Annotated in this window: 24 protein-coding genes and 13 pseudogenes; 20 read left to right on the top strand and 17 right to left on the bottom strand. The window is 69.4% G+C overall.

Annotation, left to right across the window (positions count from 1 at the left end; genetic code table 11):
- Window positions 1-77: 77 nt before the first annotated feature.
- From LP418_RS31880 to LP418_RS31875, 5 genes and pseudogenes are all read right to left on the bottom strand, one after another.
- Window positions 78-161: pseudogene (locus LP418_RS31880) on the bottom strand (hypothetical protein); the annotation flags it as partial.
- A gap of 412 nt (window positions 162-573) precedes the next feature.
- Window positions 574-777, bottom strand: a pseudogene (locus tag LP418_RS28290) (enoyl-CoA hydratase-related protein); the annotation flags it as partial.
- Window positions 778-826: 49 nt separating this feature from the next.
- Window positions 827-1246 (bottom strand): enoyl-CoA hydratase-related protein, encoded by a 420-nt coding sequence (locus LP418_RS28285; protein ID WP_257954541.1) that lies wholly within the window; start codon window positions 1244-1246, stop codon window positions 827-829.
- Complete coding sequence (locus LP418_RS28280; RefSeq protein WP_257957221.1) at window positions 1243-1446, bottom strand: AMP-binding enzyme; 204 nt, start codon at window positions 1444-1446, stop codon at window positions 1243-1245. The genes LP418_RS28285 and LP418_RS28280 overlap by 4 nt, the downstream gene beginning before the upstream one ends.
- Window positions 1439-2824, bottom strand: coding sequence for an AMP-binding protein (locus LP418_RS31875; protein ID WP_442940054.1), 1386 nt, complete (start codon window positions 2822-2824; stop codon window positions 1439-1441). The genes LP418_RS28280 and LP418_RS31875 overlap by 8 nt, the downstream gene beginning before the upstream one ends.
- Here LP418_RS31875 and LP418_RS34935 point away from each other — a divergent pair.
- The 3 genes and pseudogenes from LP418_RS34935 (at window position 2823) to LP418_RS28250 (ending at window position 4875) form a co-directional block, all read left to right on the top strand.
- A pseudogene (locus LP418_RS34935) lies at window positions 2823-3711 on the top strand (SDR family oxidoreductase). The gene LP418_RS31875 and the pseudogene LP418_RS34935 overlap by 2 nt on opposite strands.
- Window positions 3708-3875, top strand: a pseudogene (locus LP418_RS31860) (hypothetical protein); the annotation flags it as partial. The pseudogenes LP418_RS34935 and LP418_RS31860, both read left to right, overlap by 4 nt.
- 67 nt (window positions 3876-3942) lie before the next feature.
- Window positions 3943-4875 carry an acetyl-CoA C-acyltransferase gene (locus LP418_RS28250; protein WP_336275851.1) on the top strand — a complete coding sequence of 311 codons (933 nt, stop codon included), beginning with the start codon at window positions 3943-3945 and terminating at the stop codon, window positions 4873-4875.
- 13 nt (window positions 4876-4888) lie between these two features.
- Here LP418_RS28250 and LP418_RS28245 read toward each other — a convergent pair whose 3' ends face one another.
- The 7 genes and pseudogenes from LP418_RS28245 to LP418_RS28215 all read right to left on the bottom strand — a co-directional run.
- Window positions 4889-5413, bottom strand: coding sequence for a hypothetical protein (locus LP418_RS28245; protein ID WP_257954538.1), 525 nt, complete (start codon window positions 5411-5413; stop codon window positions 4889-4891).
- Complete coding sequence (locus tag LP418_RS28240) at window positions 5410-5640, bottom strand: hypothetical protein (protein WP_257954537.1); 231 nt, start codon at window positions 5638-5640, stop codon at window positions 5410-5412. The genes LP418_RS28245 and LP418_RS28240 overlap by 4 nt, the downstream gene beginning before the upstream one ends.
- Window positions 5641-5645: 5 nt before the next feature.
- Entirely contained in the window at window positions 5646-7148 is a 1503-nt protein-coding gene (locus tag LP418_RS28235) for a right-handed parallel beta-helix repeat-containing protein (protein ID WP_257954536.1), read from the bottom strand.
- 41 nt (window positions 7149-7189) lie between these two features.
- A complete protein-coding gene (locus LP418_RS28230; protein ID WP_257954535.1) occupies window positions 7190-8878 on the bottom strand; it encodes a nitronate monooxygenase in 1689 nt (562 codons plus the stop codon).
- A 138-nt stretch (window positions 8879-9016) separates the two neighbouring features.
- Window positions 9017-9853: pseudogene (locus LP418_RS28225) on the bottom strand (CoA transferase subunit A); the annotation flags it as partial.
- A 29-nt stretch (window positions 9854-9882) separates the two neighbouring features.
- The gene (locus LP418_RS28220; RefSeq protein WP_257957219.1) at window positions 9883-10176 is read right to left on the bottom strand and encodes an enoyl-CoA hydratase-related protein; all 294 of its coding nucleotides are present in this window, start codon (window positions 10174-10176) and stop codon (window positions 9883-9885) included.
- A gap of 94 nt (window positions 10177-10270) precedes the next feature.
- Window positions 10271-10630: pseudogene (locus LP418_RS28215) on the bottom strand (enoyl-CoA hydratase-related protein); the annotation flags it as partial.
- A gap of 225 nt (window positions 10631-10855) precedes the next feature.
- On the opposite strand from LP418_RS28215, the pseudogene LP418_RS28210 reads away from it, so the two are divergent.
- From LP418_RS28210 to LP418_RS28180, 7 genes and pseudogenes are all read left to right on the top strand, one after another.
- Window positions 10856-11047: pseudogene (locus LP418_RS28210) on the top strand (SDR family oxidoreductase); the annotation flags it as partial.
- A complete protein-coding gene (locus LP418_RS28205; RefSeq protein WP_257954534.1) occupies window positions 10986-11492 on the top strand; it encodes an SDR family oxidoreductase in 507 nt (168 codons plus the stop codon). The pseudogene LP418_RS28210 and the gene LP418_RS28205, both read left to right, overlap by 62 nt.
- 47 nt (window positions 11493-11539) lie before the next feature.
- Window positions 11540-11605 (top strand): annotated as a pseudogene (locus tag LP418_RS28200) (hypothetical protein); the annotation flags it as partial.
- A gap of 92 nt (window positions 11606-11697) precedes the next feature.
- On the top strand, window positions 11698-12435 hold the full coding sequence (locus tag LP418_RS28195) for an SDR family oxidoreductase (RefSeq protein ID WP_257954533.1): 738 nt from the start codon (window positions 11698-11700) through the stop codon (window positions 12433-12435).
- Window positions 12436-12687: 252 nt separating this feature from the next.
- Window positions 12688-13311 (top strand): annotated as a pseudogene (locus LP418_RS28190) (ABC transporter transmembrane domain-containing protein); the annotation flags it as partial.
- 166 nt (window positions 13312-13477) lie between these two features.
- Window positions 13478-13726, top strand: a pseudogene (locus LP418_RS31855) (ATP-binding cassette domain-containing protein); the annotation flags it as partial.
- A 182-nt stretch (window positions 13727-13908) separates the two neighbouring features.
- Window positions 13909-14250 (top strand): ATP-binding cassette domain-containing protein, encoded by a 342-nt coding sequence (locus tag LP418_RS28180; protein WP_257957218.1) that lies wholly within the window; start codon window positions 13909-13911, stop codon window positions 14248-14250.
- 403 nt (window positions 14251-14653) lie between these two features.
- On the opposite strand, the gene LP418_RS28175 is transcribed toward LP418_RS28180, so the two are convergent.
- The 3 genes from LP418_RS28175 to LP418_RS28165 form a co-directional block, all read right to left on the bottom strand.
- Window positions 14654-15409 (bottom strand): SGNH/GDSL hydrolase family protein, encoded by a 756-nt coding sequence (locus LP418_RS28175; protein WP_257954532.1) that lies wholly within the window; start codon window positions 15407-15409, stop codon window positions 14654-14656.
- Window positions 15410-15623: 214 nt separating this feature from the next.
- Window positions 15624-16022, bottom strand: a complete 399-nt coding sequence (locus LP418_RS28170; protein ID WP_257954531.1) for a ClpX C4-type zinc finger protein — start codon at window positions 16020-16022, stop codon at window positions 15624-15626.
- Window positions 16023-16047: 25 nt separating this feature from the next.
- A complete protein-coding gene (locus tag LP418_RS28165; RefSeq protein ID WP_257954530.1) occupies window positions 16048-16506 on the bottom strand; it encodes a SixA phosphatase family protein in 459 nt (152 codons plus the stop codon).
- Between the two features lie 93 nt (window positions 16507-16599).
- Here LP418_RS28165 and thrS point away from each other — a divergent pair.
- The 5 genes and pseudogenes from thrS (at window position 16600) to LP418_RS28135 (ending at window position 22221) form a co-directional block, all read left to right on the top strand.
- Window positions 16600-18597 (top strand): annotated as a pseudogene (gene thrS / locus LP418_RS28160) (threonine--tRNA ligase).
- Window positions 18598-18671: 74 nt separating this feature from the next.
- Window positions 18672-19682 (top strand): AurF N-oxygenase family protein, encoded by a 1011-nt coding sequence (locus tag LP418_RS28155; RefSeq protein ID WP_257954529.1) that lies wholly within the window; start codon window positions 18672-18674, stop codon window positions 19680-19682.
- Window positions 19683-19701: 19 nt separating this feature from the next.
- Complete coding sequence (locus LP418_RS30045; RefSeq protein WP_272496298.1) at window positions 19702-20910, top strand: HIT domain-containing protein; 1209 nt, start codon at window positions 19702-19704, stop codon at window positions 20908-20910.
- 175 nt (window positions 20911-21085) lie between these two features.
- A complete protein-coding gene (locus tag LP418_RS28140; protein WP_257954528.1) occupies window positions 21086-21787 on the top strand; it encodes a hypothetical protein in 702 nt (233 codons plus the stop codon).
- 176 nt (window positions 21788-21963) lie between these two features.
- Window positions 21964-22221, top strand: coding sequence for a hypothetical protein (locus tag LP418_RS28135; protein WP_257954527.1), 258 nt, complete (start codon window positions 21964-21966; stop codon window positions 22219-22221).
- A gap of 285 nt (window positions 22222-22506) precedes the next feature.
- Here the strand turns inward: LP418_RS28135 and LP418_RS34930 are convergent.
- Window positions 22507-22833: pseudogene (locus LP418_RS34930) on the bottom strand (alanine dehydrogenase); the annotation flags it as partial.
- A complete protein-coding gene (locus LP418_RS28130; protein WP_257954526.1) occupies window positions 22830-22961 on the bottom strand; it encodes a hypothetical protein in 132 nt (43 codons plus the stop codon). The gene LP418_RS28130 and the pseudogene LP418_RS34930, both read right to left, overlap by 4 nt.
- A 167-nt stretch (window positions 22962-23128) precedes the next feature.
- Between LP418_RS28130 and LP418_RS28125 the strand changes: the two are divergent.
- The 5 genes and pseudogenes from LP418_RS28125 to pdxS form a co-directional block, all read left to right on the top strand.
- Window positions 23129-23224, top strand: a pseudogene (locus LP418_RS28125) (inositol monophosphatase family protein); the annotation flags it as partial.
- Between the two features lie 64 nt (window positions 23225-23288).
- Entirely contained in the window at window positions 23289-23825 is a 537-nt protein-coding gene (locus LP418_RS28120; RefSeq protein WP_257954525.1) for an inositol monophosphatase family protein, read from the top strand.
- Between the two features lie 9 nt (window positions 23826-23834).
- The gene (locus LP418_RS28115) at window positions 23835-24275 is read left to right on the top strand and encodes a CDP-alcohol phosphatidyltransferase family protein (protein WP_257954524.1); all 441 of its coding nucleotides are present in this window, start codon (window positions 23835-23837) and stop codon (window positions 24273-24275) included.
- On the top strand, window positions 24272-24490 hold the full coding sequence (locus tag LP418_RS28110) for a hypothetical protein (protein ID WP_257954523.1): 219 nt from the start codon (window positions 24272-24274) through the stop codon (window positions 24488-24490). Before LP418_RS28115 ends, LP418_RS28110 begins: the two co-directional genes overlap by 4 nt.
- Window positions 24491-24533: 43 nt before the next feature.
- Complete coding sequence (gene pdxS / locus LP418_RS28105; RefSeq protein ID WP_257954522.1) at window positions 24534-25439, top strand: pyridoxal 5'-phosphate synthase lyase subunit PdxS; 906 nt, start codon at window positions 24534-24536, stop codon at window positions 25437-25439.
- The last annotated feature ends 97 nt before the right edge of the window (window positions 25440-25536 follow it).

The following is a 25536-nucleotide window of genomic DNA, read 5'->3' as shown; positions in this document are numbered from 1 at the left end:
GCCTGAGCCCACACCGTCTCGCCGCTCGCCATCGACGGCAAGAGCCTCTCCTGCTGGTCGGGAGTGCCGTGGTCGAAGAGGATCGGCGCGAGCAGGAAGATCCCGTTCTGCGAGACACGACCGGGCGCACCGGCGCGGTAGTACTCCTCCTCGAAGAGCACCCATTCCACGAGCGAGGCGTCGCGGCCACCGGAACCGCGACGGCCACGCGACCACCGACCAGCGCGCTTCACTCAGCCGCGCCTCCCACGACTGGTGCGCGACGAAGCCTTCGGCCGTGTCCATCGACGGCAGGGGAGTGGTCGGGACGTTCTCGGCCAGCCGGGTCCGCGCCTCGTCGCGGAAGGCAGCCTCGGATTCCGACAGAGTGAGGTCCATCAGGCCCCGGCCTTGTCCTGTGCCGCCTTGTTCTTCGCGGCCATGCCCTTCGCGTCCAGTCCACCCAGCGAGTCGCTGGAGACCTCCCGCGTTGTGGGCGTGCGCGAAGTGGTGCAGCCCGAAGACGGAGTCCATGCCGGCACGCAGGCCCTGCAGGTCCTCGGCCCGGTTGACAGCCTTCTTGGTCAGGGCCAGCCCGAAGCGCGGCATCTGGGCGATCCGCCCGGCCATCGCGAGGACGGTCGCCTCGAGCTCGTCGCGAGGCACGACACGGTTGACCATGCCCAGCTCCTGCGCCCGGGTGGCGGTGAAGCGGTCGCCGGTGAAGAGGAACTCCTTCGCGGCGCGCGGGTTCATCACCCACGGGTGGGCGAAGTACTCCACGCCCGGGATGCCCATCCGGACCACTGGGTCGGAGAAGAACGCGTCGTCGGAGGCGACGATGAAGTCACAGGTCCAGGGCGAGCATCAGCCCGCCCGCGATGCACGCCCCGTGCACCATCGCGATCACCGGCTTGGGCACCTCGCGCCAGCGGCGGCACATCCCCATGTAGACCTCGGCCTCGCGGGCGTAGCGCAGGTCGCCACCCTCCTTGCCGACGTGCGTCCAGTGGATGACGGCCTTCCGCTCGAACTCGACGTCGACGTCGCGCCCGGGCGTACCGATGTCGTGCCCTGCCGAGAAGTGGTCGCCGTTGCCCGACAGCACGATCACCGCGACGGTGTCGTCGTCGGTCGCCTTCTGGAAGGCCTCGTCCAGCGCATAGGTCATCGCCGAGTTCTGCGCGTTGCGGTATTCCGGGCGGTTCAGCCTGATCCGCGCCACGGCTCCGGTCACCTCGTAGGTGACGACTGGTTCGTTGCTCATGGCTTGCTCCTCAGCTCGTCCTTCAGCACCTTGCCTGCCGCGTTGCGCGGCAGCTGATCGATGAACACCACGTCGCGTGGCATCTTGAAGTTTGCGACCCGCTCGCGCAGGAAGTCCGTGACGTCTGCGACGGACAGGGCGTCCTCGGTGGTTCGTACGACGAAGGCCCGGCCGACCTCGCCCATCCTCTCGTCAGGCATGCCGACGACGGCCGACTCGACCACGCCGTCGAGCCGCGCGAGCGCCTGCTCGACCTCGGCGGGATAGACGTTGAAGCCGCCGGAGATGTACATGTCCTTGAGCCGGTCGGTGACCGTCAGGTGGTCCTGCTCGTCCACCTTGCCCACGTCGCCCGTGTGCAGCCAGCCGTCCCGGTCGATCGCCTGCGCGGTCGCCTCCTCGTCGTCGAGGTAGCCCACCATCACCCGGGTCGCCGCGGAACTGCACCTCGCCCTCGTCGCCCGCCGGCACGACGTTGCCGGTCTCCGGGTCGACGATCCGCACCTCGACACCCGGCACCGGCGCGCCGCAGGTGCTCGCCACCAGCGCGTCGGGATCGCCGGGGCGACACATGGTGGCGACCACGCACTCGGTCATGCCGAAGGCGGTCAGGACGTGGTCGAAGCCGAGCTCGGCCTGCATGCGCTCCACCAGCGCCACGGGGACCACTGCGGCTCCCGTCACCGCGATCCGCAGCGACGAGCGGTCGATGGAGGTGAGCCCGGGGGACGCGAACAGCGACGTGAAGATCGTCGGCGCCCCGGGCAGCACGGTGATGCCCTCCTCGTCGATCAGCCGCAGCGTCTCGTCGACATCGAACGTGGCCTGCGGGTAGAGGCTGCAGCCGCTGAGCAGGGCCACCACGATCCCGGCCTTGTAGCCGAACGAGTGGAAGAACGGGTTGACCACCGGGTAGCGGTCCTCCGCGGTCACGCCGCAGGTCTCGCCCCACAGGCGGGCGGCTGACACGGTCTGCCGGTGCGCGGAGACCACGCCCTTGGAGCGGCCGGTGGTGCCGGACGTGAAGAGGATGTCGGCGACGTCGTCGGCACCGATGTCGGCGGCTCGCCGGTCCGCCTCGACAAGGGAGGAGTCGTCGGCGAGGTTCGCGAGGTCGTCGAAGGCGACCACAGCCTCGGCCGCAGCTCCGGGACCGATCCGGACGACGACCCGCAGGTCGGGCACTCCGGCATCACCCGCGGCCGAGGTCAGCTCATCGAGCTGGGAACGGCCCAGAAACCGTCGGCCACGACCGCGAGGGTCGCCCCGGTCCGGCGCAGCAGGTCCACGACCTCGTGACCCTTGTAGCGGGTGTTGACCGGGACGAGCGCGCCTCCGGCGTGACTCACGGCGAGAGCCGCGACCACCCACTCCCGGGCTGTTGGGGGCCCAGATCGCCACCCGGTCGCCCGGTGCCAGACCGAGTCGGACGTACGCCGCCGCGGTGCGCCGTACGTCATCGCGCAGCCCCGCCCACGACCGCGACCGGACACCGTCGACGACCGCCGGTCGGTCACCGTGGCGCTCGGCTGCGCGCAGCAGCGCCTGCGGGAGCGTCGTCGGGCGGGGGTCGGTCATGGTCTCTCCAGTCTACCTACCAAGCAAGTGCTTGGTAGGTTACTCTAGGTCGACGATCCACGCGAGCGGAAGAGGCATCCCAGTGAGCATCACCCGAGCCGAGCAGCCCACGCCGGCCTACGTTCCCGGCCACGGCCTCCTCGACGAGAAGGTTGTCGTCGTCACCGCGGCGGCGGGCGCCGGCATCGGCGCGGCCGTCGCACGACGCGTCCTCGAGGAGGGGGCGCGAGCGGTGGTCATCGGCGACACCCACGAGCGCCGCCTGAGCGAGGCCCACCGGGCGCTCGCCGACGAGTTCGGAAGCGACCGCGTCCGGTCGGTGGCCTGCGACGTCACCGTCGAGGCACAGGTCGGAGCACTCCTCGACCACGGCCGACGACACGGGTGGCGTCGACGTGATGATCAACAATGCCGGCCTCGGCGGCACCGCCGACATCCTCGACATGACCGACGAGGAGTGGCTACGCGTCATCGACATCACCCTGACCGGCACCTTCCGCTGCGTGCGCGCTGCCGGCACCCGGATGCGTGATGCCGGCAGGGGCGGCGTGATCGTGAACAACGCCTCGGTCATCGGGTGGCGCGCCCGGGAAGGGCAGGCGCACTACGCCGCGGCCAAGGCCGGCGTGATGGCGCTGACGCGCTGTTCCGCCCTCGACCTCGCCCCCCATGGCATCCGGGTCAACGCGGTCTCGCCCAGCCCGGCGATGCACCCGTTCCTCGCCAAGGTCACCAGCGACGAGCTGCTCGCCGAGCTCAAGGGCCGCGAGGCCTTCGGTCGCGCCGCCGAGCCGTGGGAGATCGCCAACGTGATGGTCTTCCCGGCCAGCGACTACGCGTCCTACATGACGGGCGAGACCGTCTCCGTGAGCAGCCAACACGCATGAAGAAGGAGCACCACATGCCCGAGGCCTACATCATCGACGCCGTCCGCACCCCGGTCGGCAAGCGCGGCGGGTCACTCGCTGCCATGCACTCCGCCGATCTGGGCGCGCACGCGATCAGCGCGCTCGTTACCCGCGCGGGCGTCGACCCGGGGCTCATCGACGACGTGATCATGGGCTGCTGCGACACCATCGGTTCGCAGGCCGGCGACGTCGCTCGCACCGCCCCGGCTGGTGGCCGGACTCCCGGACCACGTGCCCGGGGTGACCATCGACCGCCAGTGCGGTTCGTCCCAGCAGGCCGTGCACTTCGCCGCCCGGGGGGTGATGTCGGGGACCCGGGACTTCGTCGTCGCGGGCGGCCTGCAGAACATGTCGTCGATTCCGATCTCGGCAGCGATGCTGGTGGCTGACCAGTACGGTTTCACCACGCCGTTCGCCCAGTCGCCGGGTTGGGCCGCGCGGTACGGCGATGTCGAGGTCTCGCAGTTCAACTCCGCCGAGATGATCGCCGAGAAGTGGGACATCAGCCGCGAGGAGATGGAGGCCTTCGCGCTGGCCTCGCACACGCGGGCACGCACCGCCATCGCCGAGGGTCGCTTCGCCAACGAGATCGTGCCCGTCGGCGACTTCACCACCGACGAGTGCCCCCGCGACACATCGCTGGAGAAGATGGCGGGGCTGCAGCCGCTCGCTCCGGGTGGCCGGATCACCGCAGCCGTCGCCTCGCAGATCTGTGACGCCGCCAGTGCGATGCTGATCGCCTCCGAGTCGGCGGTCGCCGCTCACAAGCTCACCCCGCGGGGGCGCATCCACCACCTCTCGGTGCGAGGCGACGACCCGATCTGGATGCTCACCGGACCGATCCGCGCCACCGAATACGCGTTGGCCAAGGCCGGCATGACCATCGACGACATCGACCTCTTCGAGTGCAACGAGGCCTTCGCCTCCGTCGTCCTCGCGTGGATGAAGGAGACCGGCGCACCGCACGAGAAGGTCAACGTCAACGGCGGCGGCATCCCCCCGGGTCACCCGATCGGCGCGACGGGCACCCGGTTGATGACCACCCTGCTCAACGAGCTCGAGCGCACCGGTGGGCGTTACGGCCTGCAGACGATGTGCGAGGGCGGCGGCCGAGCCAACGTCACGATCATCGAACGCCTGTAGCTACTCGCGGACGTCATCCCCACGCACCAAGGTGCGGTCCGGGCAGCCCGTGATCACCCGGCCGTGCACTGCCAACGGCTCGTCGAAGGCGACGAACCGGTCGAAGTCCCGTCCCCGGGGAGTCACCCTCGAGCGTGACGCCGGCCAGTGAGGTGATGGCCCGCTCGTGGTAGTAGCGGCAGTTGCCGAACCGCAGTCCGACGGTGATCTCCCCGTCCTGCGAGGGTCCGAGGCGGAGCGGCAGGCCGGACACTTCGGTCGGCTCGAGGAGTGAGTACTTGTTCGCACCGATGGAGGCGGCCGTGATGGTGATCGAGAAGAGCGAGGAGTTGTGCACGGGGACGGTCATCGCGATGGTCTTGTGGTGCACGTAGTGCAAGAAGCGCGTCCCCGAGCTGCCGAACTGCGGCACGTCGAGTCCGGCGTCGATCGGCAGCTCGGGCTCGACAGGTGTCTGGACCCTGACCGCGAGCGGCAGGGCGGCGTACACCGCGACCAGCGTGAGCAGGAGCAAGCCGACGCCGAGCAGGCGCCTCACGTGCGACGGCGGCGAGCGGCGAACCGGATCGCGGCCGCCACGCCGAGGCCGACGCCACCGATGAGCAGCGCCGGTCCGACCGGGCTGTCAGACGGCCGGGCCATCGCGGCGGCGATCGAGGCCTTGGTGGGCTTGGGCGGCGTGATGATCCAGTCGCAGAGCGGCGGCTCGGGGTTGGAGTAGCGGTCGTACTCGGCGCACGGGAGCAGCGACACAGTCTTGACCACGTTGCTCAGCGGGACCTGCGAGCCGTGACCACAGTCGGGCAGGGTGCCGGCTGTGGCGTTGTGCGTGATGGCCTTCCCTTGCGCGGCGAGGTTGTCCTGCCAGCAGTTGCCGATGCCCGCGTCGTCCCACCAGAAGTCGAGGCCGTTGGGCAGCACGCGGCCGTCGGGGCTGTAGCCCATCTCGTTCTTGGTGAAGGCATTGAAGTTGGAGTTGTCGGTCTGGTGCGCCGGGTCGTAGTCGCCATGGCGCCGCCGGCGGGACCCAGTAGAGCATCACGCCTGAGCGCCAGTTGTCGTAGTAGTGGTTGCCGCTGACGAAGTTGTGGTTGCCGATCATCATCCCGCCGGTGCCGACCGGCAGGCCGAAGGCCGGGCAGACCACGCCGCGCTGGTGACCACGATCCACGGGCTTGTCCGCGTGACAGGGAGCGTCGTCGCCACGGACGTTGCCGTAGTAGTTGACGTTGTTGGAGTAGATCTCGTTGCCGGTGAACCAGCCGTGGTCCCTGGGGCATGCCGGGGTGACCAGCCGGGATCGACTCCACGACATAGCCGATGCCGTTGTGGTGGATCCGGTTGTCGTGGACGTAGACCGAGTTGCCCGCCGTACCCGAGAACCCGAGCGTGTTGTGGTGCATGTTGCAGTTGCGCACCTCCACGGCCCAACGGGTCAGCGGACCGGTGTCCTTGCTCTGCGCGTTGACGTCGGCCGCCGAGCCCGGGTAGATCCCCGAGTCGCCGTTGTGGCTGGCGTCGCAGCGCTGGATCAGTCCGTGGTCGGAGGCGAACGTGAGCACGCCGTAGAGGTCGTTGTTCTTCGTCACCGGGCGATCGAGGACGTAGCCGTCGGTCTCGTGCACGTAGACGGCGTTCTCCCGGAACAGGTCCACGGTCATGTTGGCGAGGTAGAACCCGTCGGCCCGGTCGGCCTTGATGCCGTTGTGCTTGACCCAGTCGCCCTGCGCGTTGAAGCCACCCGTGAACCGGACCGCCGAGGGCTTCGTGCCGGTGCCGGTGATCTGCAGGTTGCAGAGCTGGTTGTCGCAGACGATGTCGGGATCCTCGGGATCGTCACCGGCGATGGTGACGAGGTTGACGACCTCGCCGCAGGACACGATCAGGTCGTACTCGACGACGCCGCCGTCGTAGCCCTCGGTGCACGCCGCGTTCCGGGACGGGCGCTCGCGGTAGCGCCCCGGCAGCACGTAGATGTTGGTCCTCTCGACCTTCACGGCATCGACGGCCGCCCGGAGATTGCGGTGGTCGCACTGCTTCAGCAGGCGCTCGTTGAAGCGGCGGACCTTCGCCTTGCCGATCTTCGCGATGCGCTCATCGGAGTCGCCCTTGCACACGACGATGACGTCGGCGGCCTGCTTGACCGTGCGATGCACGGGCACGCTGCCGTGGCCGGGAGGGAACTGTGACTCGCGCTCCTCATGGGCGAACGCCGCGCTCGAGGGCCAGATCGTCAGGACGAGAAGGGCAAGGATGCCGATGATCGAGCGCATGGGTGAGCAACGCTCGACCCGGCTCCGAGGTTATGGCCGGCTCACACCAGCGCGGACCCGGCAGACCTCAGTGCAGCCGCGGCACCGAGGACGATCCTCTCGATGAGCTCCTCGCAGGTCGGCAGGTCGTCCAGCACACCCACGACCTGACCGGCCGCGAGCACGCCCGCGCCGGTGTCGCCGTCGACCAGTCCGGCCTTCAGCATCGTCGGGGTGTTGGCGGCCAGCGTCATCTGTGCCAGTGATCGGCCCTGTGCCTTGCGCATCGCGCGGCCGTCGACGGCGAGCTCGCGCCACGACATCCCGGAGTCGCGCTTGAACTCCAGCGTGCGCCTGAACGTCGGGGTTAGCCGCTTGAGTCGCGACGACTCCTCAATCTCCTCGACCAGCGCCGTCCGCAGCATCCGGTGCGGCATGCCGTCGACCTTGTCGGTCACGACGGTGCCGTTGAGGTCGTGCTCGAGATAGAGGCGCTTCACTGCCTCGGGTACGGCGCTGTCCGCCGTGAGCAGGAACCGCGTGCCCATCCCGATGCCGGCGGCGCTGTACGCCAGTGCAGCAGCGAGCCCGCGACCGTCGTAGTAGCCGCCCGCCGCGATCACCGGGATGTCCACGGCGTCGAGCACGGTCGGCAGCAGCAGGGACGTGGGCACGCTGCCGGTGTGGCCGCCGCCCTCGCCGCCCCGGATCATCACCGCGTCGGCGCCCCAGCTCGCGACCTTGACCGCGTGCTTGGGCAGCCCGACGCTCGGGATGACGACGATGTCATGCTCCTTGAGCTTTGCGATCAGCCCGGGCTTGGGGGCCAGCGCGAAGCTGGCCACCTTCACGCCGTACGAGATGAGCAGGTCGCAACGGGCCGGAGCATCGGCTGCGTCGGCGCGCAGGTTGACGCCGAACGGCGCGTCCGTGCGGCCCTTGACCTCGATGATCGCGGCCTCGAGCTGGGCGATCGTCATGGTCGCGCTGGCGAGGATGCCGAGACCGCCGGCGTTGGCGGTGCCGCTGACGAGCCGGGGTCCGGCGACCCAGCCCATGCCGGTCTGCACGACCGGGTGACGCACGCCGGTGAGCTCGGTGAGCGGGGTCTTCAGCACCTGCGCGATCACGCGGGCACCTCCTTGTCGCGGAGGCCGCGCGGGTCGAGCATCTCGCGGATCAGCATGAGCTCGCCGGGGGAGGGCTCGCGGGTGGTCGCGACCTCGCCGTCGCCCGCCCCTGAATCCAACACAGCGACCTCGAAGCCGCTCGCTGCCCGGATCTCCCTCGACGCTCACGCCGGGGTGGACGGACAGCAGTCGCACCGTGTCATCGGGCCCGCCGACGTCGAAGACGCCGAGGTTGGTGACGATCCGGTGGATGTCGTTGTACGCCGCGGCGCCGGCCTCGCGAGCCCGCTTGGGCCCGACACCGGTGACGACGTCGACGTGCTCGACGAAGACCCGCGGTGAGTGCTTGGGCACCCAGTAGGACGTGCGGTTGTTCACGGTGTTGCCGGGGGCGCCGCGGCTGCCGAGCAGCTGGCGCTTCGGCTGGGCGAAGTCGCCGATCGCGGAGATGTTCTGGTTGCCGTGCCGGTCGATCTGGGTGGCGCCCATCATCACGTGCCGCTTGCCGTGGGCGACCACGTCGAAGACGCGGCGGAACGGGATCCAGCCCTCGACGACGTCTGCCTTGGCGAACAGTGGCGGGACGCCGGCGAGGAAGAGCGACTCGCCGTCGGAGATCACCGAGGTCGGGGTTGGAGGTCAGCTTGGCCAGCCGCACACCGAGCATCGGCATGATGCCCATGGGGGAGCCGAAGACCTCGCCGTCGTCCTTGAACGCGTCGGCCACCGCGGCCGCGCAGACCTCTGCACGCGTGAACGTCATGCTTCCTCCCCGAAGGCCGCGACCGCGGCTTGGTAGGCGGCCTCGTCGCCGGACAGGAACCGCTCCTTGAAGCCGGTCCACGCGTCCGGATCGGCCGCGCTCGTGGCGTAGTGCCTCTGGAACTTCTCGTCCCGCTCGTAGTCGGGCGTGCAGTTCGTGAAGTGCGCGCCGTTCGGCGTCTCGACCACGCCGGTCACCATCATCCGGCTGAGCAGCAGCCGTTGCACCGGGGTGTCGACGGTGAGCCCGGCCGTGTCCACGATCTGCTCGCAGGACACGAAGACCTCGTCGGCGGCCATCGCGAAGAGGTCGTCGAAGAACGGGTCCGGTCCGAGGTAGGTCGCGTTGCCGTGCACGTCTGCCCTGTTCAGGTGCACGAGCGCGGCATCCAGCTTCAAGGCTGGTACGGCGACGAAGGTGCCGCCATCGGCGTACGGACTCCGGATCGTCCTGATCGACGGGTTGTTGACGAGCACGTCAGACCCCAGCCCGGCGCGCATCGGCAGGAACGGGAGCCGCTCGGACGCGGCCTTCAGGCCGGTGAAGAACATCCCCTCGTCCCACTCGCAGATCTCCGGGATGGTCGCATCTCGGCGGGCCTTCGCGAAGAGCGGCTCGATGGGGATCGAGTCGAGGGAGACGAAGGCGTAGACGAGGCGCTTGATCTTGCCGGCGTCGGCGAGCAGGCCGACGTCGGCGCCGCCCCACGACACGATCGTCAGGTCGGTCAGGTCGGAGCGCAGGATCGCCCGCACCAGTGCCATCGGCTTGCGCCGCGGGCCCCAGCCGCCGATGCCGATGGTCATGCCGCTCCTGAGGCGGCCGACGACCTCGTCGATGGTCATCTGCTTGTCGCGTGGCTTCATGCCTTGCCCCCTACGAACCGGTCTCGCAGTTCGTCGCTCACGCCCATCAGGTTCAGCTCCATCGTGAAGCCCTGCTCGAAGCGATAGCTCTTGTTGACGTCGATCGGGTCGATCCCGTTGAGCGCCTCCTTGGCGGCCCGGATGACGCGGGTGTCCTTGTCGGCAATGTCGGCCGCGAGCGCGAGAGCTGCGTCGTCGAGCCGGTCGCGGGGGACCACCTCGTAGACCGAGCCGTGCTGCACCGGGTCGCTGGCCTTGATCGTGCGGGCCGTGAAGTAGAGCGTGCGCATCAGGTGCTGGGGGACCCGGGCGCGCGAGGTGCGTGGCCGCGCCGAGCGCGCCCTGCTTGACCTCCGGCACGCCGAAGTAGGCGTCGTCGCTGGCGACCACGATGTCCGCGTTGCCGACCGGGCCGACGCCGCCGCCGAGGCAGAAGCCGTGCACCGCGGCGATCACGGGCACCGAGCACTCGTAGACCGCCTTGAACGCGGCGAAGCAGCCCTTGTTGGCGCCGATCAGGGCGTCGAAGCCCTCGGTGTTCTGCATCTCCTTGATGTCGACGCCGGCGTTCCAGCCCCGGCCTTCGGCTCGCAGGATCACCACCTTCGTCGCGGGATCTGCGCTTGCCTCGTCGAGTGAATCGGCGAGCTCGAACCAGCCCTGCACGGTGAGCGCATTGACCGGGGGACAGTCGACGGTGATGACGTGGATGCCGTCGGTGCTGAGGTGTGACGAGATGCCCATGAGGAGCCTTCCGGGTTACAAACCAAGCATTTGCTTGGTAGCCTAGCACTTGCTTGGTTCAAGCGCTCCGCGGATCTCGTCCTGGAAGGACTCCCATGTCTGTGTCGATCGACCTCTCCGGTCGCGTCGTGCTCGTCACCGGTGGCTCACGGGGCATCGGGCTCGGCATCACCCGCGCCTACGTCGCAGCCGGCGCGCACGTCGTGACGGTCGCCCCGCTCCGCGGTGGAGGTGCTCGAGCCCGGGACGTCCCACCTGCAGTGCGACGTGCGCGATCCCGAGTCGGTCCACTCGACCGTCGACGCCGTGGTCGCCGAGCACGGGCGACTCGACGTCCTCGTGAACAACGCCGGCGGTGCGCCGTGCGCCCCGGCCGCGGACGCGTCCCCGCGCTTCCACGACAAGATCCTCGGCCTCAACCTCACGGGTCCGCTCGTGGCCATGCAGGCGGCCAACGCCGTCATGCAGGGCCCGGGAGCACGGCGGCGCGATCGTCAACATCTCCTCCATCAGCGCCCTGCGCCCGTCGCCCGGCACCGCGGTGTACGGCGCCGCGAAGGCCGGCCTCGACTCGCTCACCACCTCCCTCGCGATGGAGTGGGCGCCCAAGGTGCGCGTCAACGCGATCAACGTCGGCCTGTGCCGGACCGAGCTCACCGGCGAGCACTACGGCGACGACGAGTCCGTCGCCGCGATCGAGCGCACCATCCCGCTCGGCCGGATGGCGCGACCGGACGAGGTCGGCAGCCCGGCGCTCTTCCTCGGCTCGGACCTCGCGTCCTACGTCTCCGGCGCCACCGTGGCCTGCCACGGCGGCGGCGAACCCCCGATCTTCACCCACGTCATGAAGTCCGCCGGTTGAGCAGGCGCGCCAGCGCCGTGTCGAAACCAAGGACCGAAAGGAACAACATGCTTCTCCACAATCGCATCGCCATCGTCACCGGAGCGGGTCGTGGCATCGGCCGCGAGCATGCTCTTGAGCTGGCCCGTCAGGGCGCCAAGGTCGTCGTCAACGACTTCGGTGTCTCGCTGGCGGGGAGAAGCAGGACTCCCCGGCCGACGAGGTCGTGGCGGAGATTGTCGCGATGGGCGGCGAGGCCGTCGCCAACGGCGCCGACGTGGCCGACTTCGAGCAGGCCGCGGCCATGGTGCAGCAGGCGATCGACACCTTCGGCGGGCTCGACATCCTCGTCAACAACGCCGGCTTCGTGCGCGACCGGATGCTGGTCAACACCAGCGAGGAGGAGTGGGACGCGGTGATCCGCGTCCACCTCAAGGGCCACTTCGCCCCGATGCGGCACGCGGCCGCATACTGGCGGACCGAGGCCAAGGAGGGCCGTCAGCGCCGGGCCCGCGTGATCAACACGTCGTCGGGCGCCGGCCTCCGGGGCAGCATCGGCCGGGCGACCTACTCCGCGGCGAAGGCCGGCATCGCCGGTCTGACGCTCGTCGCCGCCGCCGAGCTCGGGAGGTACGGCGCCACGGTCAACGCCATCGCGCCGGTGGCCCGCACCCGGATGACCGTGGACGCGTTCCCCGACATGATGGCGGGCTCCGCGGACTCCTTCGACGCGATGGACCCGGCCAACAACTCACCGATCGTGGCGTGGCTCGCCTCCACGGACGCCGCCGACGTGACCGGTCGCGTGATCGAGATCGAGGGCGGGCGCATCTGTCTCGAGGACGGCTGGCGGCACGGGCCCCACAACGACGCCGGTCGGCGCTGGGACGCCGGCAACGTCGGCTCCGCGATCCGCGCCCTGATCGACGAGGCGACCGAGCCGGAGCCGGTCTACGGGACGTAGGTGTCGCGACCTACGGTTCTCCGGTGAGCACTCCGCACGACGCCGATCAACCACTGCGCGCCCTCTGGCAGCGCTACCGCACCTACCGCGCCCGCTTCATCGGCGCCGTGGTCGCCTCGACGGTCAACAAGGTCGCCGACGTCGCGCCCGAGCTGCTGATCGGAGCGGCGGTCGACGTCGTCGTGCCGCGGCGACGCCTCGTTCGTCGGCGAGCTCCTCGGCGTCGAGTCGCGCTATGCCCAGCTCGGCTGGATCGCGGCCATCAACGTCGTCATCTGGATCATCGAGTCCGGTTCGGAGTATGTCGCCAGCGTGTTGTGGCGAGGCCCGGCGCAGGGCGTCGAGCACGACCTGCGGGTCGAGGCCTACGACCACGTCCAGCACCTCGACCCGGGCTGGCACGAGGCGCGACCGGCCGGCTCGACGCTGGCCACGCTGAACGACGACGTGAACCAGCTCGAGCGGTTCCTCGACATCGGCGCCCCCGCGATCCTGCAGACGGCGCTCAACGTGCTGCTCGTCGGCGGCGTCTTCGCGGTCGCGTCCGGGCAGCTGCTGGTGCTGGCGTTCCTGCCGATCCCGCTCATCGTCATCGGGTCGCTGGTCTTCCAGAAGCGGCTCGAGCCGCTCTACGTCCGTGTGCGCGGAGCCGTCGCCGACCTGTCCGGCACCCTCAGCGCCAACCTCGCGGGCATCGCCACGATCAAGGCCTTCACCGCGGAGAACCGTGAGCGCGACCGGGTGTCGGCCGTGTCGCAGGCCTATCGCGACGCCAACACCGCGGCCATCCGATCGTCGGCCGCCTTCGTGCCGCTGGTGCGGATGGCGATCCTCGCCGGCTTCACCTGCACGCTGCTGCTCGGCGGCTGGGCGACGCTGCGCGGCGAGCTGGAGGTCGGCCTCTACTCCGTGCTCGTCTTCATGACCCAACGCCTGCTCTGGCCGCTGACCGACGTGGCCGAGGTGCTCGACCTCTACCAGCGCGGCCGCGCCTCCGCGAGCCGCATCCTCGGACTCCTCGAGGAGCCCGTCACCGTCCCCGCTGGCGTCACCGCCCTGTCGCGACCGGTCGCGGGCCGGATCGAGCTTCGCGGGGTGCGCTCGGGGTACGGCGACGGGCCGGACGTGCTCCACGACATCGACACTGGTCGTCCCCGCCGGCGAGACGCACGCGATCGTCGGCGCCACAGGCTCGGGCAAGTCCTCGCTGCTCCGCCTAGTGCTGCGCTTCGACGACCCGCGGTCGGGACAGGTCCTCTTCGACGGGCAGGACGTCCGCGACCTCGACTGGGACTCGCTGCGCGGGTCGATGGGCTACGTCGCCCGGGGACGTCTTCATGTTCGCCGGCTCGATCGCCGACAACATCGCCTACGGCCGGCCCGGACGCGACTCGCTCGCAGATCACCGCGGCGGCCGAAGCTGCGGCCGCACTGGAGTTCATCGACGCCCTGCCCGACGGCCTCGACGCGTGGGTGGGGGAGCGAGGCGTCACCCTCTCCGGCGGCCAGCGCCAGCGGCTCGCCCTCGCCCGCGCGCTGCTCCGCGACCCGGCCGTCCTCGTGCTCGACGAGGCGACCAGTGCCGTCGACAACGAGACCGAGGCCGCGATCCAGCGCTCACTGCGACGGGCCACCGCCCAGTGCACCGCGCTCGTCGTCGCCCACCGGCTCTCGACCGTCCGGCACGCCCACCGGATCTGGGTGCTCGACGCCGGCCGGGTCATCGAGGGTGGCACCCACGACGACCTGCTCGCGCTCGACGGCGTTTACGCCGCACTGTGGCGGGTGCAGACCGGCGAGCTCGTGCCTCGCTGAGCACGACGTCTCACCGGGACGTCCGACGAGGTGGCTGCCGGGGCGACCGGATCGTCGGACGTCCCGCGCAACGTCCGACGAGGAGCGACGCCCTCGAGCCGGGGCGGCGAACGCGGCGCCGTACCCGCTGAACTTCCACTCCGACGAGTGGAAGTTCAGCACGGCCTGAGCGTGGCCGGGCCGAGGCCCTCCTGCATTTCCACTCGTAGGAGTGGAACTTCATCAGGGCGTACGGCGATGAGTCAGCGCCGTCGTACGGCGACCGGATCGTCGGACGTCCCGCGCAACGTCCGACGACCCGGCGACGGTTCCAGCCCGGATGAGCGGTCTCGATCAGCCGATCACGGAGCGCACGAGCGGGGTGTAACCGTTGGCGTAGCCGTTGCGCGAGGGGTGGTAGGCGTCAGCCAGCGACCGAGACTTGCCGTTGACCCACGGGTCGGTGGCGCACACGTCGTGGCCGCTGAACGGGGGCGATCGCCGACTTGTAGGTGAACCCGGCGGCGGCGGCTCGGTCGCCGATCTTGGACTCCGGGTTGTTGACCACGGAGCCGATGGACGTGCGGTTGGCGGTGCTGATGCCGTCGGCCGCTGCGCACGTCAGGTTGCTGCCCGGGGGGTTGGGGTAGCCGAGGACGACGACGGTCGCGGTCGGTGACGCCGCCTTGATCCGGGCGTAGGTGCCGTCCAGTGCGGCTCCCAGCTGGTTGGCGATCTTGCCGTTGGCCGTGTCGGCGGCGGACTGGCACATGGCGTCGTCGTTGTAGGACCAGCAGCTCACCAGCAGGTTGACGAAGCCGATGTCGTTGCCGCCGATGGTGATGGTGACGAACTTGGTCGACGAGGTCAGCGCACTGAGCTGGTTGTTGTTCACGTCGGTCGTGGTGGCACCGCCGCACGCGACAAAGGTCAGAGCCGTGTTGGGGCGCTGCTGAGAGACGAGGTAGGGGTAGGCATAGGTGTTCCTGTTGCAGCCGACGTCGAGGTTGGTCGAGAAGGCGCCGTTGCCGGCGGAATACGAGTCGCCGAGGGCGACGTAGTGGTCGGCGGTCTGGGCGGCGGGCCCGGCGGCCCGGGCGCCCGGAGTGGTGAACGCGACGAGTGCCGTGGCACCGGCCACGAGCACTGCGGGGGTGTGACGCAGGGGACTGTGACGCATCGGGGGTGTGTCCTCCATGTGTAGTAGGTCCGCGGAGCATGGTGGTGGAGGTCACACAGTGTCGAGGGGTGACGGTTGGAACTGAGACGACCTCGATCGACGCGTGTCGGTGGCTGTCAGGGCACCCTTGACGTACGCTGTGCCCGCCAACACGGCATGGGGGACTGTGCGTCAGGTTTCACGGGGGTGGGCCTGACGCACACTCCCTGCCGGTTCACGCCGACGCGTTGGCCTCGGGTGGCTTGGTCTTGGTGAATCGTTCCCGGGCGGCCCGGCGGGACACACCCGGGGCCTGTCCGATCTCGGTCCACGAGAGTCCGCGTTCGCGTGCGAGCTGCACCCATTCGCCGAGGAACGAGCTGACCTGCGTCGCCGTCGCGGCGATCTTCGGCAGCTTGGACAGGAGCTCGGTGTCCGACATCTCGTCCCAAGGCATCCGGGGCCTCGAGCGAAGCGAGATCGACTGCCGGCCCTCCTCCGAGCTGAACTCCATGTGGAAGGCGGACACGCAGTCCGAGCACATCATCGCGCCGAGCCCACCCGCGAACAGGGTGTCGGCCGTGCCCTGCAGTCCGCAGAACGAGCAGGTCTTGTGGGCGGGATTGGTGTCCATCTCGCACGCCAGCATGGCACAGCGATCAGCCCGGCGGGCGGCCGAAGTTCTCGAGCACGCACGACCCCTTGGCGAGGTCTCGCCACCGACCGCGCAAGCGCATCACCGCGAGCGACGAGGTCACCATGTCGACCTGCTCACCGGTCAGTCGCGCGACCAGCTCGTCGAGGCCGGGGTTGTGGCCGACCATGAGCGTGGACGAGATGTCGTCGTCGATCTCGCGGAGGACGGCGAGCAGGTCGGCGTCGTCCATCGTGTAGATGCGCTCGTCGGTGTCGACGACCGGCTTCCCGGAGTACGCCGCACCCGCCACCTTCCACGTCGAGCGGGCGCGCTTCGCGGGCGACGTGACGACGACGTCCAGCGCAGGGAGGTGAGACGAGAGCCACCGGCCGGCCTCCGCCGCCTGCCGGCGACCTCGCGCCCCGATCGGGCGCAGGAGGTCGGGCTCGTCGCCCGACCAGTCGGACTTGGCGTGCCGCATCAGGACCGGGGTGCGCTTCGGCATAACCGGAAGAATTCCAGACGGAGCGGCCGATAGCATCGACCCCGTCCGTTCCACCCAGACAGTCCAGCCATAGGAGTTCCCGTGTCCGAGATCAAGATCGTCGTCGCCACCGCTGAAGCGCGGGCGGAGCAGACGGTCACGACGGGCACCAAGGCCCGGGAGCTCTTCAAGGACGACAGCGAGATCATCGCCGCCCGGGTCGGAGGCGACCTCAAGGACCTCGCCTACGAGCTGCAGGACGGCGACGAGGTCGAGGGCGTGCACATCGCCACCAAGGATGGGCGCGACATCCTGCGCCACTCGACCGCGCACGTGATGGCACAGGCCGTGCAGCAGCTCTTCCCCGACGCCAAGCTCGGCATCGGCCCGCCGGTGGAGAACGGCTTCTACTACGACTTCGACGTCGAGACCCCGTTCGTCCCCGAGGACCTCGTCAAGATCGAGTCCGCGATGCGCAAGATCATCAAGGAGAACCAGCGCTTCGAGCGCCGGGTCACCACCGATGCCGACGCCATCAACGAGCTCCGGGCGGAGCCCTACAAGCTCGAGCTGATCGGCCTCAAGGGCGGCGCCGGCGCCGACGACACCGAGGGCGCCAACGTCGAGGTCGGGGGAGCCGAGCTCACCATCTACGACAACATCGGTCGCAGCGGCGAGGCCAAGTGGTCCGACCTGTGCCGGGGCCCGCACATCCCGACCACCAAGCGGATCCCCGCCTTCAAGCTGATGCGGTCCGCCGCGGCGTACTGGCGCGGCGACGAGAAGAACAAGATGCTCCAGCGCCTGTACGGCACCGCGTGGGAGTCGAAGGAGGCGCTCGACGAGCACCTCCACAGGATCGAGGAGGCCGAGCGTCGCGACCACCGCAAGCTCGGCCGCGAGCTCGACCTGTTCAGCTTCCCCGACGAGATCGGCAGCGGGCTGGTCGTCTTCCACCCCAAGGGTGGCGTGATCAAGCGGGTGATGGAGGACTACGTCCGCCAGCGCCACATCGAGGAGGGATTCGACTACGTCGGCACCCCGCACATCACCAAGGAAGGCCTCTTCCACACCAGCGGCCACCTGCCCTACTTCGCGGACACGATGTTCCCGCCGATGGAGATGGAAGGCGCCAACTACTACCTCAAGGCCATGAACTGCCCCGATGCACAACCTGATCTTCAGGTCGCGCGGGCGTTCCTACTGCGAGCTGCCCCTGCGGCTCTTCGAGTTCGGCACCGTCTACCGCTACGAGAAGTCCGGCGTCATCCACGGCCTCACCCGCGTGCGCGGCCTGACCCGGGACGACAGCCACTCCTACTGCACCCCCCGAGCAGGCGCCCGACGAGATCAAGCACCTCCTCAACTTCGTGCTCGGCCTGCTCCGCGACTTCGGCCTCGACGACTTCTACCTCGAGCTGTCCACCCGCGACGCGGCCAAGGACAAGTTCATGGGCTCCGACGAGCAGTGGGCCGTCGCGACCAAGGTGCTCGAGGACGCCGCCACCGAGACCGGCCTCGAGCTCGTTCCCGACCCGGGTGGCGCGGCCTTCTACGGCCCGAAGATCTCGGTCCAGTGCCGCGACGCGATCGGTCGCACCCGGCAGATGTCGACGATCCAGTACGACTTCAACCAGCCAGCCGGCTTCGAGCTCGAGTACAACGGGGCCGACGGCCAGAAGCACCAACCGGTGATGATCCACTCCGCCAAGTTCGGCTCGCTCGAGCGGTTCTACGGCGTGCTCGTCGAGCACTACGCCGGCGCCTTCCCTCCGTGGCTCGCGCCGGTCCGAGTGCAGGCGATCCCGGTCGCCGACACGTTCTCGGACTACCTCTACGACGTCGCCGGGCAGATGAAGGCGGTCGGGCTGCGAGTCGAGGTCGACGACTCCGACGACCGGATGCAGAAGAAGATCCGCAACGCCCAGCTGCAGAAGGTGCCGTTCATGCTGATCGCGGGGGCGGACGACGTCGAGGCGGGTGCGGTGAGCTTCCCGCTACCACGACGGCCGCCGGGACAACGGCGTGCCGGTGGCCGAGGCGATCGAGCGGGTCCAGCGGGCCGTCGCAACCCGCGAACAGGTCTGAGACCCGAAAATAAGTGTGACGCCATGTCGCGTGTATCCATTTACACGGACATGGCGTCACGCTAACTTCGAGGCATGACCACGCACCGGGAGTTCCACGAGACCCTCCGCACGCTGTCGGAGGCTTCGGTCGAGCAGCACTTCGACGCGTTCACCGACATCGACTGGGACCACCCCGACTACGAGGTCGACCCCACCGACCCACGCTGGAAGCTGCCCAAGGAGCACGTGCTCGGCTCCCACGAGTGGTACCTCGGGCTGCCCGAGGAGGAGCAGATCCGGGTCGGGCTCTACCTCCGAGCCAACGTCACCAAGGTCGGCCTGCAGTTCGAGCAGGTGCTGATCAGCGGGATCATGAACTACTGCGCCAAGCTGCCCAACGGCTCCGCGGTGTTCCGCTACGCCACCCATGAGGCGACCGAGGAGTGTCACCACACGCAGATGTTCCGGGAGTTCGTCAATCGCTCGGGCGCCGACGTCGCCGGTGGCTCGGCGTTCTTCCGGGGCGTGGCGCCGATCCTCCCGCTGGCCGCGAACCTCGTCCCGTTCGGGTTCTTCATGGGCGTGCTCGCCGGGGAGGAGCCGATCGACCACATGCAGAAGGCCGTGCTGCGTGCTGGCGACGACATGCACCCACTGCTGCAGCGGATCATGCAGATCCACGTCGCCGAGGAGGCCCGCCACATCGGCTTCGCCCACCAGTTCCTGACGTTCAACGCGCCCGGGCTCGGACCGATCGAGCGTCAGCTGGTCGCGATCCTCACGCCGGTGGTCATGCGCTGGCTGTGCGACGAGATCATCAAGCCCAGCAAGCGGGCTCGCCGAGACATCGGCCTCCCGGACGACGTGTTCAAGGAGGTCTACTGGTCGCAACCGAAGTCCGAGAAGGTGCTGCGCGACCTCTTCGCCGACGTCCGGATGCTGACCGAGGACATCGGCCTGATGAACCCGGTCTCGCGCCGCGTCTGGCGGCTGCTCGGGATCGACGGCCGTCCCGCCCGCTTCCGGGGGAACCCGCCTCCGCGGCCGCCTGAGCCGCTGGCCCTGCCGCTGGCCGCGGCGAGTAGGCTCCGCGAGACCGTGTAGCCGAAGGTGCGGAGGGGCGATGAGCGTCGGGCCCACAGATGGCCGCCAGCTCCGCTGGGAGCGGCACAACCTCGAGCGCCGGGCCGCCATCCCGGCCGCCGCGATCGAGGTCATCGAGGCCACGCCGCCGGGCGACGAGATCAACGTCGCCGACATCGCCAAGAGGGCCGGCGTAGGTCGCACCGTCATCTACCGGCACTTCACCGACCGCGCCGAGCTCGACCGGGCCATCCGCGCCACCGTCCTCGATGACGTGTGGTCCCACCTCCTGCCCGTGCTGACGCTCGAAGGCACGATCCCGCAGATCATCGAGCGGGACCGTCACCGCCTACTTCGGCTGGGCGAGCGCGCACCCCGCGCTGCACCATGTCGCGGTCACGACCGCCCCGGGCGGCGGCAACCCCCTCGACGAGGGCGTGGCTGTCATCGCCGGCCGGGTGGTCGAGCTGATCGAGACGGCGGTCGACATCATCCCGCTCGAGCTCAGCGTCGACGAGAGGGCGGCGATCGACCCGCTCGTCCACGGTTTCGTGGGCGCCGTCTTCGGGGTCGTCCGCCGCTGGCTGGCCGGGCCGGTCCGCGAGCCCAGCGCCGAGGTGCTGGCCACCCTGACCACGGCGTCCGTCTGGTTCCAGCTCCACGGCCACGCGCTCGCCCTCGGACTCGAGCTGCGAGTCGACCAGCCCATCGAGGAGCTGCTCGCCGGCATCCGCCCCGAGGCCGTCGAGTGAACGACCTCGAACGGCTCTGGACGCCGTACCGCATGGCGTATGTCCGCTCCGACATGACCGCCGACGGCTGCCCGTTCTGCCAGATCCCCCACGGTGACGACGCGACCAACCTCGTCATCGCGCGGGGGGAGTCGACCTACGCCGTCCTCAATCTCCACCCCTACAACCCGGGGCACCTGATGGTGCTGCCCTACCGCCACGTCGCCGAGCTCGAGGACCTCACCACCGAGGAGTCGGCCGAGCTGATGTCCATGACGCAGCAGGCGATCAAGGTCATCCGCACGGTCAGCACGCCGCACGGGTTCAACGTCGGGCTCAACCTCGGCGGCCCGGCCGGCGGATCGCTCGCCGACCACCTGCACCAGCACGTCGTCCCGCGCTGGTCCGGCGACGCCAACTTCATCACCGTCATCGGCAACACCAAGGTGCTGCCACAGCTGCTCGAGGACACCCGCGCCCTGCTCGCGGACGCCCGGCCCTCCCCGGCCGCGTCGTAGCGGACACCCGGCCTTGTGCCGGCCCGCCACCGGGAGGACATTGGACTCCGAGCGGTGGTGCCGCCGGGGTGCCACCCCGAGACAGGAGGTGCGCTGTGATGCATGCACGCTCCACGTCGATCGTGGGCGATTCCAGCCAGTCGACGCGTGCATTCGATATGTGCGAGACGACGTCATGCCGGCAGTGACAGCGATGGACGGCTGTCTGGGCCTCTCGCTGCTGGCCAACCGCGAGACCGGCCGCTGCATCGCGACCACGTCGTGGATGTCCGAGGAAGCCATGCAGGCCACCGACGGCACGGTGAGCCCGTTGCGCGAGCACGCGACCGAGCTCATGGCCGGCGAGGCGACGGTAGACGAGTGGGAGATCGCCGTCATGCATCGTGAGCACGCTGCCCGGGAGGGATCATGGTGCCGGGTCACCCGGCTTCGCTGCGAACCCTCGGAGATGGAGTCGACGATCGACTTCTTCCGCGACTCCGTCATGGTCCGGATGGAGGGCTCAGACGGGTTCTGCAGCGCCAGCTTCATGGTCAATCGGATGACGGGCGAGTGCTGCGGCACGATCAGGTTCGACACCCGGGCGGACCCGGAGGCCACGCGCGAGATGGCCGGCGAGCTTCGCGACGAGCGCAGCCGCAGGGGCGGTGTGCAGTTCATCGACATCGACGAGTGCGAGCTGGCGATCGCGCACCTGCAGGGTGCCCGAGCTGGTCTGAAAGGAGCTGACGAGTGCCGCCGATCGGGCATCGACCCGACCGGCGGCTCGGCGGGCGCCCTAGGACACGAGGTGTGGGTGCACCTCGGCGCGCCCCCTGGAACGACAGGATGGCCGGGTTCCGGATCCGGCCGTCCCGGATCTCTATGGCCCGGCTGATGGTCTCGTCGGCCGCCCACGCAGTGGGTCCGGACAGCACCGCCTCCATGAAGGGCATCAGCGCTTCGCTGTTCTCCCGGGTCGCGGAGTTCCACAGGTAGGACGGGCTGTGGTCGACGGCGTAGTAGTGCACGCGGTCGCCGACGGTGAACATCGGGTCGTCGAACGTCGTCGGCGTGGCCCGAGGTGAAGCCCATCGCCTCGTCGCAGGACACGTCGACGATCAGCGAGCCCTGCCTGAACTCCGCGAGATCCTCGGTGCGCAGGTAGGTCAGCGGCGCGTCCGTGTCCTGCAGGGTGCAGTTGACGACGATGTCGTTCTCCGCGAGGTACGGCGCCAGCGGGACGCGTCCACGATCGGTGATGACCCGGCTGTTGGCCGGGTCGTCGGGGTCGTGGTCGAACTGGCGGATCCGCACGGAGTGGATCGGTGAGCCGACCGCCGCCACCCCCCGGGTCGTGAGCACCGCGACGTCGCTCACCCCGTGCGCCTTGAGGGCGGTCACGGCACCACGCGCGGTGGCCCCGAAGCCGATCACCACGGCGCTGAGCCGACGGCCGTAGTCGCCGGTGATGCCGACGAGCTCCATCGCCTGCAGCACCGAGCAGTAGCCCGCCAGCTCGTTGTTCTTGTGGAACACGTGCAGCCCCACCGAACCGTCGCGGGTCCAGTGGTTCATCGCCTCGAAGGCGATCAACGTCAGCTCGCGGTCGATCGCGAGCTGAGTCATGGTCGGGTCCTGCACGCAGTGCGGCCAGCCCCAGAGGACCCGGCCTGCGTGCATGGCCGCGACGTCCTCGTGCTGCGGCTTGGGCAGCACCACCACGTCGGAGCCGGTGATGATCTCCTCGCGGGTCGCGAACCCGGCCACGAATTGCGCGAGCTCCGCATCACTGCGGCCGAAGCGTTCGCCGTACCCGTGCTCGAGGGTGGTCCCGGCCGCGATGCCGGGCTCGAGGCCGGCCGTGTGGTCGGGGTGGAGGGGGAGGCGGTGCTCGTTCTCCTTGGTCGACGTGCCGACGATGCCGAGACTGAGAAGGCTCACTTCTTCTTGCTGCCCGGGCTCTCCACGGCAGAGCTGCCACCGGCTGCCTTGGCGGCCTTGTCGGCCCGCTTCTCCTTGATGGACTTGGACTTCTTGGTCATGCCTTGCCGTGGCGACTTGTCGCTCATCGGGGCTCCCCGGTTGGCGGAGCAAGATTGCTCCGTCTTGCCACAGTACGCCGCAATTCCACCCGCCCTTCACCACCCGGAGGCCGCGCGCCGGTAGCGTGCCCGCCGTGGATGACGCCCAGCTCGCCGCACTGCTCGTCCGGGAGGCCGGCACGCTCGCGGCCACCATGCGGGCGGGCGGTCTCGACGCCGAGACCAAGACCAACCTCTCCGACGTCGTCACCGCCGCTGATCACGCTGCCGAGGCCCAGATCGTGGCCATGCTGCGGCGCGAGCGCCCCGACGACTCGATCGTGGGGGAGGAGGGCGCCAACCACGTCGGCACCAGTGGTCGCACTCTGGGTGATCGACCCGGTCGACGGGACCTACAACTTCCACCGCGGATTCGACTGGTGGTGCAGCGCGATCGCGCTCATCGACGGCGAGGAACCCGACCTCGGTGCGGTCTACAACCCGTTCCGCGACGAGCTGTACGTCGGCGGGCCCGCGCTGCCGAGCACCCTGAACGGGACCCCGCTGGCACCGCTCGTGGACCGTCCGCTCCGCGAGTCCTGCGCCACGACCTACCTCCACCCGCCGTTCTACGACGGCGAGATCGGCGCCGCGTTCGGACGTGCGGTCAGCGGTGTCGCGACGCTGCGGATGATGGGCTCGGGGACGATGGACGCGATGGCGATCGCCCGGGGACACGGCGATGTGCTGTTCCAGCACTCCGTGCCCGACTGGGACCGGCTGCCGGGGGCGGCGCTGATCCGCGGTGTCGGTGGCGAGTCCCGTGTCGTGAGCGCCGCCGGAGTCGACTGGCACGTGGCCGGCGTCCCGAGTGCGGTTGCCGACATCTGTGCCCGGCTCACCGAGCGATAGCCTGCGCCCGTGCCTGAGGGAAATCTGCTGTCCAGCTCCGTCCTCGACCGCTTCAAGGGCTTCTGGCAGGGCGTGGTGCTGCAGCCGTTCATCAAGCTGTTCATCAAGCTCGGCATCAGCCCCGACGCGGTCACGCTCGTCGGCACGATCGGAGTCTCCGCGGGCGCGCTGATCTTCTTCCCCCGGGGGATGCTGTGGCAGGGCGTGCTGTTCATCACCGCCTTCGTCTTCAGCGACCTGATCGACGGCCAGATGGCGCGCACGATCGGGCGCAAGGACAAGTTCGGCGCCTTCCTCGACTCGACGCTAGACAGGGTCGCGGACGGCGCGATCTTCGGCGGGCTCGCGCTCTACTTCGCCCTGGGTCGCCGAGGACAGGCTCTACCTCTGCCTCGCGCTGGTCTGCCCGGTGATGGGCTCGGTGACGTCCTATGCCCGCTGCCGCGGTGAAGGCCCTGGGCTTCAACGCCAAGACCGGCATCGCCGAGCGCGCCGACCGCCTCGTGGCGATCTTGGTGCTCACCTTCTTCGGCGACGTCCCGGACCTGCCGATCCTCTACGAAGTCACCCTGTGGCTGCTCGCGATCGCCAGCACGGTGACCGTGCTCCAGCGCATTCTGCTCGTACGGCGACAGGCGCTCGCCGAGGTCCAGCCGGAGGGCTGATCCCCGAGTCGGCGAGAGCCGCGACGCGCCGTAGGATTGGCACATGGCTGAAACCCCCGCAACCCCGACCGAAACCGGCACCTCGCGCGTGAAGCGCGGGATGGCCGAGATGCTCAAGGGCGGCGTCATCATGGACGTCGTCACCGCCGAGCAGGCGAAGATCGCAGAGGACGCCGGCGCTGTCGCCGTGATGGCTCTCGAGCGGGTCCCCGCCGACATCCGCGCCCGGGGTGGCGTCAGCCGCATGAGCGACCCGGACATGATCGACTCGATCATCGAGACGGTGTCGATCCCGGTGATGGCCAAGGCCCGCATCGGTCACTTCGCCGAGGCGCAGATCCTGCAGTCGCTGGGTGTGGACTACATCGACGAGTCCGAGGTCCTGACTCCGGCCGACTACGCCAACCACATCGACAAGTGGAACTTCACGGTTCCGTTCGTGTGTGGTGCTACGAATCTGGGTGAGGCGCTGCGTCGTATCACCGAGGGGGCGGCGATGATCCGTTCCAAGGGCGAGGCCGGCACCGGTGACGTGTCGAATGCGGTGACTCACATGCGCACGATCCGTGCCGAGCTGCGCCGGCTCCACGGTCTCTCCGAGGACGAGCTGTATGTCGCTGCGAAGGAGCTGCAGGCGCCGTACGACCCGGTCAAGGAGGTCGCGGCGGCGGGCAAGCTGCCGGTGGTGCTGTTCACCGCCGGCGGCATCGCGACTCCGGCGGATGCCGCGATGATGATGCAGCTCGGTGCCGAGGGCGTGTTCGTGGGTTCGGGGATCTTCAAGTCCGGCAACCCGCAGCAGCGCGCCGAGGCGATCGTGAAGGCGACGACGTTCTTCGACGACCCGGACGTGGTGGCGAAGGTGTCCCGTGGGCTGGGTGAGGCGATGGTCGGCATCAACGTCGACGAGATCCCGCAGCCGCACCGCTTGTCCGAGCGCGGTTGGTGACGCAGCCGATCGGAGTCCTCGCCCTCCGGGGCGACGTCCGTGAACACCTTGCGGTGCTCGCGCCTGGGGCGAGCAGGCAGTCGCCGTACGCCGCCCG

This window comes from Nocardioides sp. B-3, from assembly GCF_024703895.1.
GTDB lineage: Bacteria > Actinomycetota > Actinomycetes > Propionibacteriales > Nocardioidaceae > Nocardioides.
This window is presented reverse-complemented; position numbering and strand designations above follow the sequence as displayed.